General features: G+C 60.5%; 14 protein-coding genes. 8 read left to right on the top strand and 6 right to left on the bottom strand.

All coding sequences use genetic code 11. The annotated features are described in order from the left end of the window. Positions 1-48: 48 nt before the first annotated feature. From ACR0JN_RS05055 to ACR0JN_RS05040, 4 genes are all read right to left on the bottom strand, one after another. Positions 49-549, bottom strand: a complete 501-nt coding sequence (locus tag ACR0JN_RS05055) for a bactofilin family protein (protein ID WP_480815309.1) — start codon at positions 547-549, stop codon at positions 49-51. After that, positions 539-1,870, bottom strand: coding sequence for a DUF5930 domain-containing protein (locus ACR0JN_RS05050; protein ID WP_480815310.1), 1,332 nt, complete (start codon positions 1,868-1,870; stop codon positions 539-541). The genes ACR0JN_RS05055 and ACR0JN_RS05050 overlap by 11 nt, the downstream gene beginning before the upstream one ends. 180 nt (positions 1,871-2,050) lie before the next feature. Then, on the bottom strand, positions 2,051-2,869 hold the full coding sequence (locus ACR0JN_RS05045; protein WP_480885008.1) for a ferritin-like domain-containing protein: 819 nt from the start codon (positions 2,867-2,869) through the stop codon (positions 2,051-2,053). Between the two features lie 84 nt (positions 2,870-2,953). Next, the gene (locus ACR0JN_RS05040; RefSeq protein ID WP_480884588.1) at positions 2,954-3,415 is read right to left on the bottom strand and encodes a peroxiredoxin; all 462 of its coding nucleotides are present in this window, start codon (positions 3,413-3,415) and stop codon (positions 2,954-2,956) included. Between the two features lie 68 nt (positions 3,416-3,483). On the opposite strand from ACR0JN_RS05040, the gene ACR0JN_RS05035 reads away from it, so the two are divergent. The 4 genes from ACR0JN_RS05035 to ACR0JN_RS05020 all read left to right on the top strand — a co-directional run bounded on the left by ACR0JN_RS05035 (position 3,484) and on the right by ACR0JN_RS05020 (position 10,019). Next, the gene (locus tag ACR0JN_RS05035; RefSeq protein ID WP_480884587.1) at positions 3,484-6,858 is read left to right on the top strand and encodes a YhdP family protein; all 3,375 of its coding nucleotides are present in this window, start codon (positions 3,484-3,486) and stop codon (positions 6,856-6,858) included. A 44-nt stretch (positions 6,859-6,902) separates the two neighbouring features. After that, positions 6,903-7,949 carry a tRNA preQ1(34) S-adenosylmethionine ribosyltransferase-isomerase QueA gene (gene queA, locus ACR0JN_RS05030; protein WP_480884586.1) on the top strand — a complete coding sequence of 349 codons (1,047 nt, stop codon included), beginning with the start codon at positions 6,903-6,905 and terminating at the stop codon, positions 7,947-7,949. Between the two features lie 111 nt (positions 7,950-8,060). Beyond that, the gene (locus ACR0JN_RS05025; RefSeq protein ID WP_480884585.1) at positions 8,061-9,332 is read left to right on the top strand and encodes an MFS transporter; all 1,272 of its coding nucleotides are present in this window, start codon (positions 8,061-8,063) and stop codon (positions 9,330-9,332) included. Between the two features lie 108 nt (positions 9,333-9,440). Beyond that, on the top strand, positions 9,441-10,019 hold the full coding sequence (locus tag ACR0JN_RS05020) for a DUF924 family protein (protein ID WP_480884584.1): 579 nt from the start codon (positions 9,441-9,443) through the stop codon (positions 10,017-10,019). Here ACR0JN_RS05020 and ACR0JN_RS05015 read toward each other — a convergent pair. Beyond that, positions 10,016-10,450 carry a hypothetical protein gene (locus tag ACR0JN_RS05015; protein ID WP_480884583.1) on the bottom strand — a complete coding sequence of 145 codons (435 nt, stop codon included), beginning with the start codon at positions 10,448-10,450 and terminating at the stop codon, positions 10,016-10,018. The genes ACR0JN_RS05020 and ACR0JN_RS05015 overlap by 4 nt on opposite strands. A gap of 215 nt (positions 10,451-10,665) precedes the next feature. Between ACR0JN_RS05015 and lpdA the strand changes: the two genes are divergently transcribed. Next, positions 10,666-12,060 carry a dihydrolipoyl dehydrogenase gene (lpdA, locus tag ACR0JN_RS05010; protein WP_480884582.1) on the top strand — a complete coding sequence of 465 codons (1,395 nt, stop codon included), beginning with the start codon at positions 10,666-10,668 and terminating at the stop codon, positions 12,058-12,060. A gap of 134 nt (positions 12,061-12,194) precedes the next feature. Here the strand turns inward: lpdA and ACR0JN_RS05005 are convergent, their stop codons facing one another. After that, positions 12,195-13,580, bottom strand: a complete 1,386-nt coding sequence (locus ACR0JN_RS05005) for a M20/M25/M40 family metallo-hydrolase (protein WP_480884581.1) — start codon at positions 13,578-13,580, stop codon at positions 12,195-12,197. Between the two features lie 332 nt (positions 13,581-13,912). Between ACR0JN_RS05005 and hemA the strand changes: the two genes are divergently transcribed. The 3 genes from hemA (at position 13,913) to ispG (ending at position 17,667) form a co-directional block, all read left to right on the top strand. Then, positions 13,913-15,136 (top strand): 5-aminolevulinate synthase, encoded by a 1,224-nt coding sequence (hemA, locus tag ACR0JN_RS05000; protein WP_480884580.1) that lies wholly within the window; start codon positions 13,913-13,915, stop codon positions 15,134-15,136. 129 nt (positions 15,137-15,265) lie between these two features. Beyond that, positions 15,266-16,474, top strand: coding sequence for a helix-turn-helix domain-containing protein (locus tag ACR0JN_RS04995; RefSeq protein ID WP_480884579.1), 1,209 nt, complete (start codon positions 15,266-15,268; stop codon positions 16,472-16,474). 71 nt (positions 16,475-16,545) lie between these two features. After that, entirely contained in the window at positions 16,546-17,667 is a 1,122-nt protein-coding gene (ispG, locus tag ACR0JN_RS04990) for a flavodoxin-dependent (E)-4-hydroxy-3-methylbut-2-enyl-diphosphate synthase (RefSeq protein ID WP_480884578.1), read from the top strand. Positions 17,668-17,679 lie beyond the last annotated feature (12 nt).

The raw sequence follows: 17,679 nt of genomic DNA, 5'->3' as shown, positions 1-17,679 counted from the left end.
GACCTCCTGCGGCGCTGCCGATTTCTGTCACTGTGTCGGGGTTGAAGCTTACTGCTTCACTTCCGCCGCCGGGTTCGCGCCCGATTTGCCGCTGCGGCCCGGGTTCAGGGGGTCGTCCTGACGCTGGACCGAGCCTTCGAAATGCGCGCCGCTTTCGATGGCGATGGTCTTGTGGATGATGTCGCCTTCGACCCGTGCGGTCGAGGTCAGGCGGACCTTCAGGCCACGTACGCGGCCCACGATGCGACCGTTGACAACGACGTCGTCGGCGGTGACTTCGCCCTTGATGGTGGCGGTTTCGCCGATGGTCAGCAGATGCGCGCGGATGTCGCCTTCGACGGTGCCTTCAACCTGAATATCACCGCTCGTCTTGAGGTTGCCGGTGATGTGCAGGTCCGAAGATAGAACCGATGCCGGAGGTTTGGGCTTGGGCGGGGTGCTGGCCTTGGTTTCAGCCGGTGCAGGGGTCGCCGGTGTGGCCGGAGCGGCGGGTTTTGCTGCCTCGGCTTCTTTCGACCCGGGCTCGTTGATTTTGCTCTTAGAAAACATTTCTCGCAGCCTTGATGTAAGTCATTGGGTTTACAGGTTTTCCGTTCACACGCACCTCATAGTGCAAATGTGTGCCGGTAGACCGTCCGGTGCTACCCATATCAGCAATATGATCCCCGCGCGAGACCCTTTGACCGACCTTTACGTTGATCTTGGTGTTATGAGCGTAAAGTGTCTCAATTCCGAAGGCGTGCTTGATCTTGACCAGCCGTCCAAAGCCCGATTGCCAGCCCGCGTGGGTGACGACTCCGTCGGCGGTTGCAAAGATATCCGTGCCATGCGCGCCCGCGAAATCTGCACCGTTATGCATGCGCCGACCACCGGTTTTGGGGTCCCGGCGGGTGCCGTAGCCGCTGGTATAGCGCACGGCTGCGTTTACCGGGCTGGCGAAGGGGGCTTTTTCAGCGGCAATGCGATAGAGGTTCAGCTGATCCATCTGTTGCAGCAACGTGTTCGCCCGGACCTCGTCCGCAGACAGGTCTTCTTCCTCACCGCGTGTGCTGAAGGATAAAGGGGTCAGCGGACCGCCCATACCGCTATATCCGCGCCGGACCTCTTCGATGATACGATCTGTGGGCATGCCTGCGCTGCGGAACATCTTGTCCAGCGGCTCGACCGAGATCACCATCGCCTCTTCCAACTGGCGGAAAATCTCGTCGTTGCGTTCCTGCATCAGGCGGATTTCCAGTTCCAGATCGTCCCGTTGATCCAGCGCGTCCAGCGCATTGGCGGCGATCTGGTCACGCTGCTCTGCCGTGCGGGCCAGCGCGTCGGTCATGAATTCCATCTGAGCAGGGTTGGCGACCGAGGCCATATACATGTCGGTGCCGTCGGTTTCCTGTTGCAGCTTGGCCAGTTCGGTCCGAACCTCTTCGCGCTGCTTCATGGTGGCGCGCAGGGTGGTCTGGATCACTTCGATCCCGGTCTCCAACTCGCGGCGGCGGTTCTCCGAAGCCAGAAGTTCCGACTGCATCGCCGAAATCTGCTCCAGCGCCGCATTGAACCGGTCCTGTGCCGCCAGCGCTTCCTGCGCCCGCGCATCGCGCTCGGTCGACAGGATGTTCAGACGTTCCTGATAGGTGGCCTGATCCCGTTTCGCCTGCTCGCGGAAGTTGCCCGACCCGATGCTGTCCATCAGCAGGATCGCCGTGGCCACTGCTGTCCAGCCGACCATGACCGCGACACCGGCGACGGCTGCCACCTGCGTCTCGGAACTCAGACGGATAAACCGTGTGTCTTTGTCGGATTTCAGAAAGACCCGGCGTTCGGGAAAGTGCCGTTCAAGCAGCGCATGTAGTTTGATTGCCAGACGTGTTCTCACGCGTCTTATCCTCTCGTCCCCAAGATCGGGACCGGTCGTGAGTGAGTGCGTCGCCGTCCCTTGGGGCGTTTGCATAAAGGGCCGGTCGCGGTCGGGCAAGTTTGTTGACCCATCCGCCGCGATCCATGCGGATTTTCCGCGGTTCATCGGCGGGATATTGCCGAAATTAACGGGAACACATCATTTTGAGACCTGACCGGGCGCAGGCAGGTCTTCGGTCAGCGGCCAGTAGAAGTCGGGCGGCAACCCGGCCTCGGCGCGTTTTTCTTCGTTGAACGGGGGCTTGAGGACCCCGTGGAAATAGCGCCGGACGAGATCGTGGAACACATCCTTCGGGTCGGCGTTTTCGCGACCGCAGAGGAAATGGAACCATTTCGATCCATAGGCCACATGGCCGACCTCTTCTGCATAGATCGCCTCCAGCGCGGCGATGGCCTTATCGGCTTTGGCCTTGCGAAAGATGTCGATCATGCCGGGGGTGACGTCCAGCCCGCGCGCCTCTAGCACCATGGGAACCACCGCCAGGCGGCCCATCAAGTCCTCGGCAGTGTCTTCCGCTGCGCGCCACATGCCCGCATGGGCGGGCAGGGCGCCGTAATGGCTGCCCATACTCTCAAGGCAATCGCAGACCATCTCGAAATGGCGCGATTCTTCCTCGGCGCATTTGACCCAGTCGTCGTAGAACCCGATGGGCATCGGCACATGCCCGAACCGAGCGATGATGTCCCAGTGCAGATCGACCGCGTTAAGCTCGATATGCGCCACCGCGTGCAGCAGGGCGATACGCCCGGCCTCGGTGCCCGGCCGCCGTTTGGGTACGTCGCGGGGGGACAAGAGTTCGGGCTTTTCGGGGCGGGCCGGGTTCGGCGGTGGCGTTGCAGTGCCGACCTCGATCGCTTCGGCGTCACCCTTGCGGGCGGCGAACCACGCGGCCGCGTGGCGTTTGGACAGGGCGGTTTTTGCCCACCCGTCCGCTGTTGTCAGTACCTCGGTCGCCATTTGGGTCAGTGTTTGGGGCACTTTATCGCTCCGCCTGCTAGTATCGCTGCGGGTGATAGACCGGATGGCGCGCGGGGTCGAGGGTCAGAGGGCTTTGACCGCCTCAAGCACTTCATCAACATGGCCGGGCACTTTGACCTTGCGCCAGACGCGGGCGATCTTGCCCGCGCCATCGATGATAAAGGTCGACCGCTCGATCCCCATGGATTTGCGCCCGTACATGTTCTTTTCGACCCACACGCCGTAATCCTCGCAAACGGTCGAGTTCTCGTCCGACAGAAGCGGCGTGGTCAGGCCGTGCTTGGCGACAAACTTGTCATGCTTGGCCACGCTGTCCCGCGAGATGCCGAAAACGTGAGCACCTGAATCCGCAAAGGCCTGAAGTTGTTCTGAGAAACCAATAGATTCCTTGGTGCAGCCCGGCGTATCATCGCGGGGGTAAAAGAACAGAACGACGGTACCACCGCGCAGATCGGAAAGTGTCACCTCGCCGCCACCGTCCCGCGGCAGGGTGAAGTCAGGGGCCATGTCTGAAATGTCGGGCATTGGAAACTCCGGTAAAGAGAATTAAGGGCTGCCGATTATCATAGGGCATCCCGGACGGGTGGAAAGGCGTGGATAGCAAATTGGTGCAGCAGAAACAGGAAGGTAACGAGACGGCGGGGAAACCCAAACGTCGCCGTTCCCGCCGCCGTGCTGCCGGGCTGTGGGCCATGCGGGGCACGTTGCTTCTGGTGGTTCTGGCGCTGTTTGCCGGTTTCATGGTTCTGGGCCAGACCATCCACGCACCCGTCTGGGTTCGTGATCGGGTCGAGGCCCGGTTGGAACAGAACATGGGCGGGCTGCAAATCCGCTTTGGCGATGTCAGCTTTATCATTCACGAAGGATGGCGGCCGCGCTTGCGCCTGACGGATGTCAGCATCAGCGACGCGGCGGGTCAGCAGATCGCGCAGGTGTCTGACATGCGCGCAAGCCTTGCGATGCGCCCGTTGCTGCGCGGGCATGTGCGGCCCAAACGGATCAACCTCAGCGGAGCCCAGATCGCTTTGACACGCGGGGTGGACGGGGCGCTGACACTGACTGTGGGTGCGGGAAGTGCTCCTGTGCAGGAGGCTCCGAACCTCGCGCAACTGATCGAAACTGCGGATGAGGTTTTTCTGTCTCCGGCGCTGTCGGCGCTGACCTCGGTTCAGGTGGATGCGATTACGCTGGATTTCACCGATCTGCGACAAGGTCGGTCGTGGGTCATGGATGGTGGCCACATACAGGCCACGCGCAGCGCCAGTGAAATGCGCCTAGCCACCGGCTTCTCGGTGCTGTCGGGCCGCGACTATGCCAGCGAGATTGAGGCGAACTATACCAGTGTTCTGGGTACCCCGTCGGCAAGCTTCGGCGTTTCGATCACCGATCTTCCGGCGGAAGACATCGCCGGGCAAAGCGCGGCGTTGGCCTGGTTGCAATACCTGCGCGCGCCAATATCTGGTGCCCTGCGCGGCAGCGTGGATGGCGACGGCGCGATTGGCCCCCTGTTCGCGACGCTGAACCTGGGCGCTGGCGCGCTGCAGCCGAACCCCGAGACCCTTCCGGTTCCGTTCGACTCAGCGCGCACTTATTTCACCTATGATCCCAAGCAGCAGGCGCTGGACTTCAACGAAGTGTCTGTCATGTCCGCCTGGGGGTCGATTCAAGCGGATGGCAAAGCCTTTCTGCAGGGTGTCGAAAACGGCGTGCTGGAAAGCCTGTCCGCGCAACTGCGGTTTTCAGGGCTGAACGTGAACCCGGCGAACCTGTTTCCGGAACCGCTGGATCTGACACATGCGGAATTGGACCTTCAGTTGAAACTCGACCCGTTTCGGCTGCGTGTCGGACAGTTGACGGTTGAAGATACCGAACACACGCTGCGCGCGCGAGGCGATCTGGTGGGGCTGCCGGATGGCTGGTCTGTCGATCTGGACGCGCATCTGGACGCGATGACCTCGGATCAGGTGCTCAGCTACTGGCCCGAGCGCCTGGCCGCTAAGCCCCGCGATTGGGTGACGAAAAACCTGCACGAGGGCGAGTTGTCGGACATGGATTTCGCCTTGCGTCTGCGCCCCCATGAAAAACCGGATATCTACCTGGATTTCGGGTTCAGCAAGGCGACGATTCAGTTCGTCAAAACGTTGCCTCCGATTCAAAACGCGCAAGGGCAGGCCATCCTGATTGAAAACAGGTTTACCGCTACGGCTGAAAGCGGTGTTGTGATCGCCGATGAAGGCGGGGCCGTTGATGCCTCGGGCACGTCGTTCATCGTCCCAGATACCGAGATCAAGAAATCCTCACCCGCCATCGCGCGGATCAATGCAGCGGGCAGCGTGACAGCCGCCTTGTCCTTGCTGGATCGTCCGCCACTGAGTCTGCTCAGCAAGGCGGGGCTTCCGGTCGATCTGGCGGACGGGTCCGTTGCGTTGTCGGGAACCCTGTCTCTGCCCATGAAGAAAGGGTTACAGTTTCAGGAGACCGAGTTCCACTTCTCTGGCGATCTCGGCAATCTCAGCAGTGACCGCTTGGTGCCCGGATTTTCGGTCAGCGCCGATCTGCTTGACCTTACCGGCGATCAGAACGGTGTTGAAATCGACGGGCAGGGCCTGTTCGGAGACGTCCCGATTCAGGCCCGCTGGTATCAGCCGATTGATGGCAAAACCGCGCAACGCAGTGAGTTGACGGGACAGATCGAACTTTCACCGCGCCTGATGGACGAGATCAAGGCGGGCCTGCCGCAAGGGATGCTGACCGGCAAGGGGCTGGCGGATATCACGCTGGGCATCGGCGCGGGCGAGCCGCCGAAGCTAAGCGCATCCTCCGATCTGGTCGGCGTTGCGCTTGCGATCCCTGAACTGGGTTGGCGTAAGGGGGCGAACGGCACCGGCACGCTGACCGCCGAGGCTACGCTGGGGGATCAGCTAAAGGTGGATTCCCTGCGTCTTGATGCTGCTGGCTTGCGCACGTCGGCGTCGATTTCGTTCAACGAGGGCGAATTCGACCGCGTGCAATTCAGCTCGTTCGATCTGGGCAACTGGCTGGCAGTTCCGGCAGAGCTGGTATCGCGCGGCTCGGCGGCTCCGGATATTCGCGTTTTGGGCGGTGTGCTGAATCTGGGCCGCTCGACCTTCGGCTCAGGCGGCGGAGGCGTAGCGGATAGTCCAAAACTGGACGTCACGCTGGACCGTCTGCAGGTTACCGAAACCATTGCATTGACCGGGTTCAAAGGCGCTTTCCAGACCAGCGGCGGCGTCCGTGGCCCCTTTACGGCTCTGGTCAACGGTGGCGCGGCGGTCCGGGGGGAGGTCACCCCGCGCGACGGGCGCAGCGCGGTCAACCTGAAATCTGACAATGCCGGGGCCGTCCTGCGCTCTGCCGGAGTGCTGACACAGGCGCGCGGCGGCGGCTTTGATCTGCAGCTTGAGCCGGTCACTGCGCCGGGCAGCTACGACGTGATCCTGAAAATCGTAAACACGCGCATTCAGGATGCTCCGGCCATGGCCGCGCTGCTGAACGCGATCAGCCTGGTCGGGTTGCTGGATGAGATGGCGGGGCAGGGCATCTTTTTCTCGACCATCGACAGCCGGATGCGGATCACCCCAACCGAAATCAAGGTGCTTAGCGGCAGTGCGGTTGGCCCGTCGATGGGCCTGTCCTTTGACGGAACCATCGATACAGTGGCCGGGCTGCTGAACCTGCGCGGCGCGATTTCTCCGATCTATCTGGTGAACGCCATTGGAAGCGTGTTTACCAAAAAGGGTGAGGGGGTCATTGGTTTCAACTACACGCTTACCGGGCCGCTTGCCTCGCCCAAGGTCTCGGTTAACCCTCTGTCCGGTCTTGCCCCGCTGTTCCTGCGCAATCTGCTGCGCCCGCCAGCGCCCAAGGTTTCCGACGGACCCAACGCGCAGCCGCAAAAGCCGGACGAGCTTAAGAAGACGTTCGGGTCAAAGGCAAGCGACCGGTAAACCCGCATATGGCCGAATCTGTTGCAGCCCTGTAAGGCGCGGCCATGAAACTGAGCGACTTTGATTTCCACTTGCCCGAAGACCTGATCGCTACCCGGCCCGCCAGCCCGCGCTCGTCGGCGCGGCTGCTGGTGGCGCAGGGCGACGCGATCACCGACGGCCACGTGTTTGACCTGCCGCACTGGCTGCAGCCCGGCGACCGGCTGGTGCTGAACGACACGCGGGTTATCCCCGCGCGCCTGAACGGTCGGCGTCATCGAGACAGCGCTCAGGGGCCCGTGTCAGCCGCGATCGAAGCCACCCTGCTGGATCCTGAAGCCGATGGTACATGGGCCGCTCTGATCAAACCGCTGAAAAAGGTGAAGTCGGGCGAGCGTATCGTTTTCTCGGACGACCTGAGCGCCACCCTGGAGCGGGTAGAAGACGGCCAAGCCTGTTTGCGCTTCAACCTGTCAGGTGAGGATTTCGACGAGGCGCTGGAACAGGCTGGCGCGATGCCCCTGCCGCCCTACATCGCGGCTAAACGCCCGGCGGATGAACAGGACAAGACCGACTATCAGACCATCTGGGCGCGCAACTCGGGTGCCGTTGCGGCCCCAACGGCCTCTTTACATTTCGACGAACCTCTGATGCAGGCTTTGACGGATCGCGGAGTGCAGATCAGCCATGTCACCCTGCATGTGGGGGCGGGCACGTTTCTGCCCGTTAAAGTCGAAGATGTGACGACCCACAAAATGCACGCGGAATGGGGCCGGGTCAGCGCCGCAGCCGCCGAAGAGATCCGGGCCACCAAAGCGGCGGGCGGGCGTGTAATCCCGGTCGGCACCACAGCGCTGCGCCTGATTGAAAGCGCCGCGCGCGGCGGTCGGATCGAACAGTGGGAAGGCGAAACAGATATCTTCATCTATCCCGGCTTTCAGTTTCAGGTGACAGACGCGCTTATGACCAATTTCCACCTGCCAAAATCCACCCTGCTGATGCTGGTCTCTGCTCTTATGGGACAGGCCCGGATGCGCGACGTCTATGTCCATGCCACTCGGCAGAAATATCGTTTCTTTTCCTACGGTGATGCGTCGCTTTTAATCCCGTGATGGGCGCGTTCCGGGCATCAAACTTCCAGAATGTCGTAGATAAGCGCGACCAAGGCGGGTTTTGATCGCAAAACAAAGACCAAACAGGTCGGCAACACTCCGGAGGCCCCAATGATTCAGGTCCTGTCCAGCGCGTGGGCTCTTTTGCTCGGCATGGGGCTGCTGATGGTCGGAAATGGCCTTCAGGGCACGATCCTGGGTGTGCGCGGCGAGATCGAGGGCTTTTCGACCCTGCAGATGTCCTTTGTCATGTCGGCTTATTTTGTCGGGTTTCTGGGCGGCTCGCGACTTGCGCCCGAGATGATCCGCCGCGTTGGCCACGTGCGGGTTTTTGCGGCGCTGGCCTCATTCATATCGGCGGTCATGATCATGTACCCGATGCTGACCGACCCAGTGGCCTGGGTTCTGGGCCGCGTCCTGATCGGGTTCTGCTTTTCGGGTGTGTATGTCACGGCGGAAAGCTGGCTGAACAACGCGGCCAGCAATGAAAACCGGGGGCAGGCCCTGTCTCTTTATATGATCGTTCAGATGTCCGGCATTATCGGGGCGCAGGCTCTGGTGCTGGCCGGTGACCCGGCGGGGTATGAGACATTCGTGATCGCGTCGATCCTGGTTTCAGTCTCGTTCGCGCCGATCCTTCTGTCGATCTCACCCACCCCGGCTTTCGACACCACCAAACCGATGACCCTGCGCGAGTTGATGGGTAAATCTCCGCTAGGCTGTGTGGGCATGTTCCTGCTGGGCGGCGTTTTCTCGGCCCAGTTCGGTATGGCATCGGTCTACGGCGCGCGCGCCGGGCTGACGCTGGTCGAAATCTCGACCTTTGTTGCTGCGTTCTACATTGGGGCCATCGTCCTTCAATACCCGCTGGGCTGGTTCTCGGACCGGATGGACCGGCGCTTCCTGATCCTGCTTGTCGCCGCGACAGGGGGATGTGGCGCAATCGCCGGCATGATGTTTGGCGTAACCTTCCCGATCCTGCTGGCCGCCGCCTTTATCATTGGCGGCATGTCCAACCCGCTCTATTCCCTTCTCATCGCCCACGCGAATGACTTTCTGGAACCCGAGGACATGGCTGCCGCCTCGGGCGGGCTACTGTTCATCAACGGGCTGGGTGCGATTGCCGGGCCGTTGATCACCGGTTGGCTCATGGGAGATGGGGTCTTTGGACCGCCGGGCTTTTTCCTGTTTATCGCGCTTCTTTTGTTCGCAACAGCGGCCTATGCGTTGTACCGCACGACCCAGCGCGCGGCGATTCCCGTGGACGAAACCGGCACAATCTCCACATTGTATCCAACAGCGTCACCTGTTGCGCTTGAGGTGGCACAAGAGGTCGCTATAGAAGCCGCCGAAGCGGACCAGGATACGCAAGATGTTGCCTAGGACACGAGATTATGTCGCCTGTGTTGCAATATGTTACTGTAACGGTTCTGTAAAACGGATTTAAATAAAGATACGTCCCTGGGGAGGGTGCAAATCGGAGTTTAGGGCATGGTTGGTCCTGAAAGTGTATTGAGTTATTGGTTAGATGAGGTTGGTCCCAAGGGTTGGTATCTGCAGGATGAGGCGTTGGACGCCGACATCCGCGACCGTTTCTTCGAGACATGGAAGGTAGCGAACGAGGGCAAATTTTCGCTCTGGCTGACCTATCCAAGCGGTTCCTTGGCGTACATCATTCTGATGGATCAGTTCCCGCGAAACATGTTCCGGGGCGAGGCCAGGGCCTTTGCCACCGACCGCGCGGCGCTGGCGGCAGCAAAGTGTGCCATCGATAAGGGTTGGGATATGAAGATCGACGAACCGGCCCGGCAGTTCTTTTACCTGCCGCTGATGCATTCGGAAAACCTGTGTGATCAGGAACGCTGCGTGCGTTTGATGTGCGAGAACATGAGCAGCGACGATTCAAGCAATCTGCTGCACGCACGGGCGCACCGCGAAGTGATCCGCAAGTTCGGGCGCTTTCCCTATCGGAACGAGGCCCTGTCCCGCGCCACGACCGAGCATGAGGCAGCCTATGTCAGCATGGGTGGCTACGGCGCGACGGTGCGCGAGTTGCAGGCGGCCCGCTAAGCTTCTGGCACGCAGCCCCGGATTTCGATCATCTGGTCGGCAATGACGTCGGCTGATGTGGTGATCGCCTGATCTATCAACAACTCGGGCGAGTTCGCCATATCCGCAAACCGCGTCTGAACGGTTTGCAGCTTGTCCTCGATCTGTTCCAACCGACCCAACGCCTGATTAAGACGCTGCGCCGTCGCCTCATCCAGTACACCACCATCGGTCCGCAGGTCCGCCAGTTCACTGCGTAGGCTTGTAAGCTCGCCTCGCAGTTCCTGCGCCTGATCGTGGAAAGGGGCCACGACCTGCAGGTTCTGCGCAAATTTTGATGTGACCCCGTCGACTGTCGAGACAAGCTTCCAACCCAGAAACAGGCAAAGTGCCACTAAAATCAGCGTCGCGTTCAGCAGGGCAAGCAAAAGATCTTTGAGCGTTTTGGCCATGGTAAGCCTTTCGAATATCTTGGAATTGGGAAAGTCTGCGGCGTTCAACCTCTTCTTTTCTAGCTATTGCGCCCCCTCGGGTATAGGCTGAAAACCGCACAATTCGACCAAATTGACCCTGCGTCGCTTTTGTCGCGGGGCAGCGTGTTGATGCGTTGCAAAAATTAGTTTAACGGTAAACTAAATTTTCTATTGACCTGCGCCGAGAGGGACACATGGCTGCACAATCTTTTGATCTGATCGTAATTGGCGCCGGGCCAGGGGGCTATGTCGCCGCAATCCGCGCTGCACAGCTGGGGCTAAAAACCGCAGTGGTTGAGCGCGAGCATCTGGGCGGCATCTGTCTTAACTGGGGCTGTATCCCGACCAAGGCGCTGCTACGCTCGTCCGAGGTGTTCCACCTGATGGAGCGCGCCAAAGATTTCGGTCTGAAGGCGGACAAGGTCGGCTATGATCTGGACGCGGTCGTCAAACGCTCGCGCGGGGTTGCGGCGCAACTGTCGGGCGGCATCGGGCATCTGCTGAAGAAAAACAAGGTGACCGTGGTGATGGGTGAGGCGACGATCCCCGCCAAAGGCAAGGTCAGCGTAAAGACCGACAAAGGCACGGAGGACCTGACCGCGAAGAACATCATCCTCGCCACCGGCGCGCGGGCCCGCGAACTGCCGGGCCTTGAGGCGGACGGTGATCTGGTCTGGACCTACAAGCACGCCCTGCAGCCGCCGCGGATGCCCAAGAAACTGCTGGTCATCGGCTCGGGCGCGATCGGCATCGAATTCGCCAGCTTCTACAACACGCTGGGCGCCGATACGACCGTGGTTGAGGTCATGGACCGCGTACTGCCCGTCGAAGACGCCGAAATCAGCGCCTTCGCGAAGAAAGCCTTCACCAAGCAGGGCATGAAGATCATGGAAAAGGCGATGGTCAAGCAGCTTGACCGCGCCAAGGGCAAAGTAACCGCCCATATCGAAGTAAAGGGCAAGGTCGAGAAACACGACTTTGACACCGTGATCTCGGCCGTCGGCATTGTGGGCAATGTCGAAAACCTCGGGCTTGAGGCTCTGGGCGTTAAGATTGACCGGACCCATGTTGTCACCGATGAATTCTGCCGCACTGGGGTCGATGGCCTCTATGCCATCGGCGACATCGCGGGCGCGCCCTGGCTGGCACACAAGGCCAGCCACGAGGGTGTCATGGTCGCTGATCTGATCGCCGGAAAGCACGCCCATCCGGTCAAACCCGAAAGCATTGCAGGTTGCACCTACTGCCAGCCGCAGGTCGCATCGGTTGGATACTCGGAAGCTAAGGCCAAGGAGCTTGGCTACGACATCAAGGTTGGACGCTTCCCCTTCATCGGCAACGGCAAGGCGATTGCACTGGGCGAACCCGAGGGGCTGATCAAAACCGTGTTCGACGCCAGGACCGGAGAGCTTCTGGGCGCACACATGATCGGCGCGGAGGTCACCGAGTTGATTCAGGGCTACGTGGTGGGTCGCCAGTTGGAGACCACCGAAGAAGACCTGATGAACACCGTCTTCCCGCATCCCACCCTGTCAGAGATGATGCATGAAAGCGTGCTGGATGCCTATGGGCGTGTAATCCATATGTAAGGGAAGGGGGCTCTGCCCCCGCCGCGGCAAGCCGCGACTCCCCCGGGATATTTATTGGCCAGATGAAGCAGGGGATCCACACTTTATCTGGCTAAAAATATCCCGGAGCGCGAGGCAGAGCCTCGCAAAAAGTCCTAACGGTTCAGAGCGTCCAGAATGCGGGCCCAGGAGCGGATGCCCTTGTGGAAGCTTTTGACGTCATACTTCTCGTTGGGCGAGTGGATGGCGTCATCATCGTTGGCATAGCCCACCAGCATCGAATCCAGCCCCAGAACCTCGTGGAAGTAGCCGACCACGGGGATCGAGCCGCCCATGCCGGTAAACACGGCCTCGCGGTTCCATTCTTCGGACAGCGCGCCGCGGGCGGCTTCGAATTCAGGGCGGTCGAGGTTCATGACCGAGGCGGGGTCGCCGGCCACGTTGTCCTCCCACTCGATCTTCGCATCGGTCGACAGGCGGTCTTCGACGTGTTTGCGGATCTTGCCGCGCAGCGCGGCGGGGTCCATGTCACCGACCAGACGGCAGGTAATCTTGCAATGTGCCTTGGACGGGATCACGGTTTTGGTTCCGATCCCTTGATAGCCGCCCCACAGGCCGTTGATTTCAAGCGTTGGCCGGGCCCATTGCTGTGCCAGCGTCGAGTATCCCTTTTCGCCATGCGGCTGGGAATAGCCCACCGAGTTCAGATATTCCGCCTCGTCAAAGCCGCAGTTCTCCCACTGGCGCAGTTGCTCGGCCGAGACCTCGTGGACGCCTTCGTAGAAGCCGTCGACGGCGACGCGGCCGGTGTCTTCGTCATAGAATGACGCGATGATCTTGGACACTTCGCGCAGCGGGTTCAGGCCGGGGCCGCCGTAATGGCCCGAATGCAGGTCGATGCGCGGGCCGGTGAGCGTGAATTCCTCTTCAAGCAGGCCGCGCAGTTGCGAGGCAATCGACGGAACACCGCGCGAGACCATGGACGTGTCGCAGACCAGCGCCAGATCGGCCTTCAGTTCCTCGGCATGTTCCTTGAGGAACGGCACCAACGAGGGCGAGCCGGATTCCTCTTCGCCTTCGAAGAAGAAGGTGATGCGGCAGGGCATCTTGCCGTGAACGGCCTTCCACGCGCGGCAGGCCTCGATAAAGGTCATCAACTGGCCTTTGTCGTCGGACGAACCCCGCCCGCGGATCACGGTGCCGTTTTCAGTTTCTTCAATAGCGGGATCGAACGGGTCTCGATTCCACAGGCTCAGTGGGTCAACGGGTTGGACATCGTAGTGGCCGTAGAACAGCACATGGGCCCCATCGCCATCTTCGCCCACATGACCTACGACCATCGGGTGACCGGTTGTCTCACGCTTTTCGGCCGCAACACCCAGGCTTTGCAGATCGGCAACCAGCCAACCGGCGGCCTGATCCACTTGTTCCTTGTAAGCCGGATCGGTCGAGATTGACGGGATACGCAACAGTTCCATCAAACGGTCGATCGAAGTTTGCAGATCGGAATCGATCCGGCTAAGCACAGCGTCTAAAGACATGGCGGGCTCCTGATTTTGGTGCTGTGTGCGGGACCCTATCAGGGTCATAGGTGCCGTCCAGTGGGCACGGCGCCGAAATTCGTCTAATATCGGAAACCTGTCAACGAGGTGTATGTGCCCTGCGTCGTTTCCTCGCGTCTGATGGCCGTAACTTCACTTGTGGCAGAGGGGCCAAACTTATATTTGATGCAAATCAAAGTTGGGTTCTGCGGTTTGGCTGTACTGAGTTGAGGCATAAGAACGCAAATAGCCGTCCAGACAGAAAGATCTGTCAAAAACGGCGGAATTCTTGTCCGGGGCGTGAAGCGCGTCGGGCAGACAAGGAGGGTCCGGTGGACTATACTGCTCAGCTCGATACAGCGATTGCCAGGCTGCATGACGAAGGACGTTACCGAACCTTTATCGACATCGAACGTCGCAACGGACAGTTCCCACATGCGGTGCGGACCCGCCCGGACGGGTCGCATCAGAATATCACCGTCTGGTGTGGCAATGACTATCTGGGCATGGGACAGAACCCTGTTGTTCTGGAAGCCATGCACGAAGCCGTCGATGCGGCCGGTGCCGGATCGGGTGGCACCCGCAATATCTCGGGCACAACTGTCTATCACAAGCGACTTGAGGCCGAGCTGGCCGATCTGCACGGCAAAGAGGCCGCGCTGCTGTTCACAAGTGCGTATATCGCCAACGACGCAACCCTGAGCACGCTGCCCAAGCTGTTCCCCGGCCTAATCATCTATTCTGACGAGTTGAACCACGCCTCGATGATCGAAGGCGTGCGCCGCAATGGCGGGGCAAAGCGCATCTTCCGTCATAACGATGTGGCCCATCTGCGCGAGTTGCTCGAGGCTGACGATCCTGCGGCGCCCAAGCTGATCGCGTTTGAGTCGGTTTATTCGATGGATGGTGATTTCGGCCCCATTGAAGAGATTTGTGATCTGGCCGATGAATTCGGCGCGCTGACCTATATTGATGAGGTCCACGCGGTTGGCATGTACGGCCCCCGCGGCGGTGGCGTGACCGAGCGGGACCGTCTGGCCCACCGGATCGACATTATCAACGGCACACTGGCAAAGGCCTATGGCGTGATGGGTGGGTACATCGCCGCCAGCGCCAAGATGTGTGACGCCGTGCGCTCCTATGCGCCGGGGTTCATTTTCACCACATCGCTGCCTCCCGCAGTTGCTGCGGGTGCTGCAGCCTCGGTTGCGCATCTGAAACGCGCGCCTGAATTGCGCGAGCAGCATCAGACACAGGCAAAAATCCTCAAGCTGCGGCTAAAGGGGATGGGTTTGCCGCTGATCGACCACGGCAGCCACATCGTTCCGGTTATCGTGGGTGATCCGGTGCATACCAAGAAACTCAGCGATATGCTGCTGGATGACTATGGCATTTATGTGCAGCCGATCAATTTCCCGACCGTCCCGCGCGGAACCGAACGTCTGCGCTTTACCCCATCTCCAGTGCATGGACCCGACGAAATGAACCGTTTGGTGCAGGCGATGGACGAACTTTGGTCACATTGTGCGCTAAATCGCGCCGAACTTGCAGGCTAACCTCACGGTTAAGTGTGCAACTGGTTTGTCGCATGTTAAGCTTACGCTAACAAAAACAACGGACGAATCGTTAAGGGAATGATTCGCCGTTAGCGCGAAACGCGCGACAGGCAAAATGGGGCGGCAGGAATGATTGGGCGCAGATCACAGCGCGATTCCGAAGAGGACACGGATGTCAGACCGAAAGGTTATGACGACTATGAGGTTCGGCTTGGCGACATGATGCGCGGTGAGCGCGCCACCATGGGCAAGTCGCTTCTGGACGTACAGCGTGAATTGCGGATCAAGGCCACCTACATCGCCGCCATCGAAAACGCTGATCCCGATGCATTCGACACACCCGGCTTCATCGCCGGGTATGTGCGTTCCTACGCCCGCTACCTGGGCATGAACCCGGATGAGACCTTTGCCGCCTTCTGCAAGGAAAGCGGGTTCGAGGTCGCCCACGGCATGTCGGCTGAGGCCTCGGTGGTGCGTAAACCCCTTGGCGGCACTCCGGCGCGTGGCCCGATGGGACATGATCCGTTTATCTCTCCGAATACGCCGTTTGTTCCGGGCCGCGAGTCTCTAGTCAGCCAGATTGAACCCCGCGCAATAGGCTCATCGCTGGTGCTGCTGATGCTGATCGGCGGGATTGGTTATGGCGGCTGGTCGGTTCTGAACCGGATTCAGCAAGTGCAGGTCAGCCCGGTGGAACAGGCGCCCGTGGTGCTGGCTGATCTCGACCCGCTGGATGCGGCGCGCAACAACAGTGAAACGATCGAAACAGCGGCTGCCCCAACGGCTGAGGCGCTGGATCGCCTCTATCGCCCGCAGGCCCTGGACGTTCCGGTCTTGGTTGCCCGCGATGCTCCGATCTCGACCCTTGATCCGCGCAATGTCGGCACGTTCCGCCCGCCAGAGCCGCCGAAGGTCGAGCTGGCCGAGGTGCATACGGTTGAAAGACCGGCCCTGCCGCAAGTGGTCGAACAGATTGACACCACGCTCAAAATTGTCGCCGTCAATCCGGCGTGGATGCGGGTCACTGCCGCCGATGGCAGCGTGATCTTCGAAGGCACGCTGGGTACGGTTGAACAAGGCAACGTGTTCGAAGTGCCGCTGACCGAAGAACCCCCGCAACTGCGCGCGGGCGCGTCGGGTTCAGTGTTTTTCTCGATGAACGGTGAACATTACGGCCCCGTGGGCGCGCCGGGCACGGTCGCCAAGGGCGTTGTTCTGTCGAAGGAGTCCGTGGCCGAAACCTATGCGGTTGCCGATCTGGAAGCCGAACAGAACAGCGCGCTGAAACAAGTCGTGGCCGAGCTTCAGTCGCAGGCGACAGAAGAGCCCGCCGAATGATCTAGCCATTGCGGAGTTTGGGTTGCCGGACTATCTAAAGGCGCAACCCAGGCAGACGCGGACCGGTCCTCATGTCCCTTAATCACGTACGTCCATGGCGCGATATCTATCGCCGCAAATCCCGTCAGATCATGGTCGGGAACGTGCCCGTTGGTGGGGATGCGCCGATTGCCGTGCAGACCATGACCAACACGCTGACCACCGACGTAGCGGCCACCGTGGCGCAGGTTCAAGCCGCAGCCGAGGCGGGCGCGGATATCGTGCGCGTTTCGGTCCCCGATGAAGCATCTTCCAAAGCATTGAAAGAGATTGTGCGCGAAAGCCCGGTGCCCATCGTGGCCGACATTCATTTCCACTATCGCCGCGGGATCGAGGCTGCCGAGGCTGGGGCCGCCTGCCTGCGCATCAACCCCGGCAATATCGGTGACGAAAAGCGGGTCAAAGAGGTGATCGCCGCCGCACGGGACCACAATTGCTCGATCCGCATCGGGGTGAACGCGGGGTCGCTGGAGAAACACCTGCTTGAGAAATACGCCGAGCCATGCCCTGAGGCGATGGTCGAGAGCGGGCTAGAACATATCCGTATCCTTGAGGACAACGATTTCCACAACTTCAAGATCAGCGTGAAGGCCAGCGACGTGTTCCTGTCGGCTGCGGCCTATCAAGGCATCGCCGACGCCACCGACGCGCCCATCCATCTGGGCATCACCGAGGCCGGAGGGCTTGTCAGCGGCACCATCAAATCCGCCATCGGTCTGGGGAACCTGCTGTGGATGGGGATCGGCGACACGATCCGTGTCAGCCTGTCCGCCGATCCGGTGGAAGAGGTCAAGGTCGGGTTTGAAATCCTGAAGTCCCTTGGCCTGCGCCATCGCGGGGTGAATATCATCTCCTGCCCCTCCTGCGCGCGTCAGGGGTTTGATGTGATCAAGACGGTCGAAGCGCTGGAGCATCGGCTGGAACACATCAAAACGCCCATGTCCCTGTCGATCATCGGCTGCGTCGTGAACGGCCCCGGAGAGGCGTTGATGACCGACGTGGGCTTCACCGGCGGCGGGGCCGGATCGGGCATGGTCTATCTGGCGGGCAAGGCCAGCCACAAGATGTCGAACGATCAGATGATCGACCACATCGTCGAGCAGGTCGAGAAAAAGGCCGCTGAACTGGATGCCGCGCAGGAAGCGGCAGAGTAGCGTTTCGTCAGA

It is taken from the genome of Ruegeria sp. G12 (genome assembly GCF_056533565.1).
The sequence above is the reverse complement of the archived record's forward strand: the minus strand, read 5'-3'. Positions and strand labels throughout refer to the sequence as shown.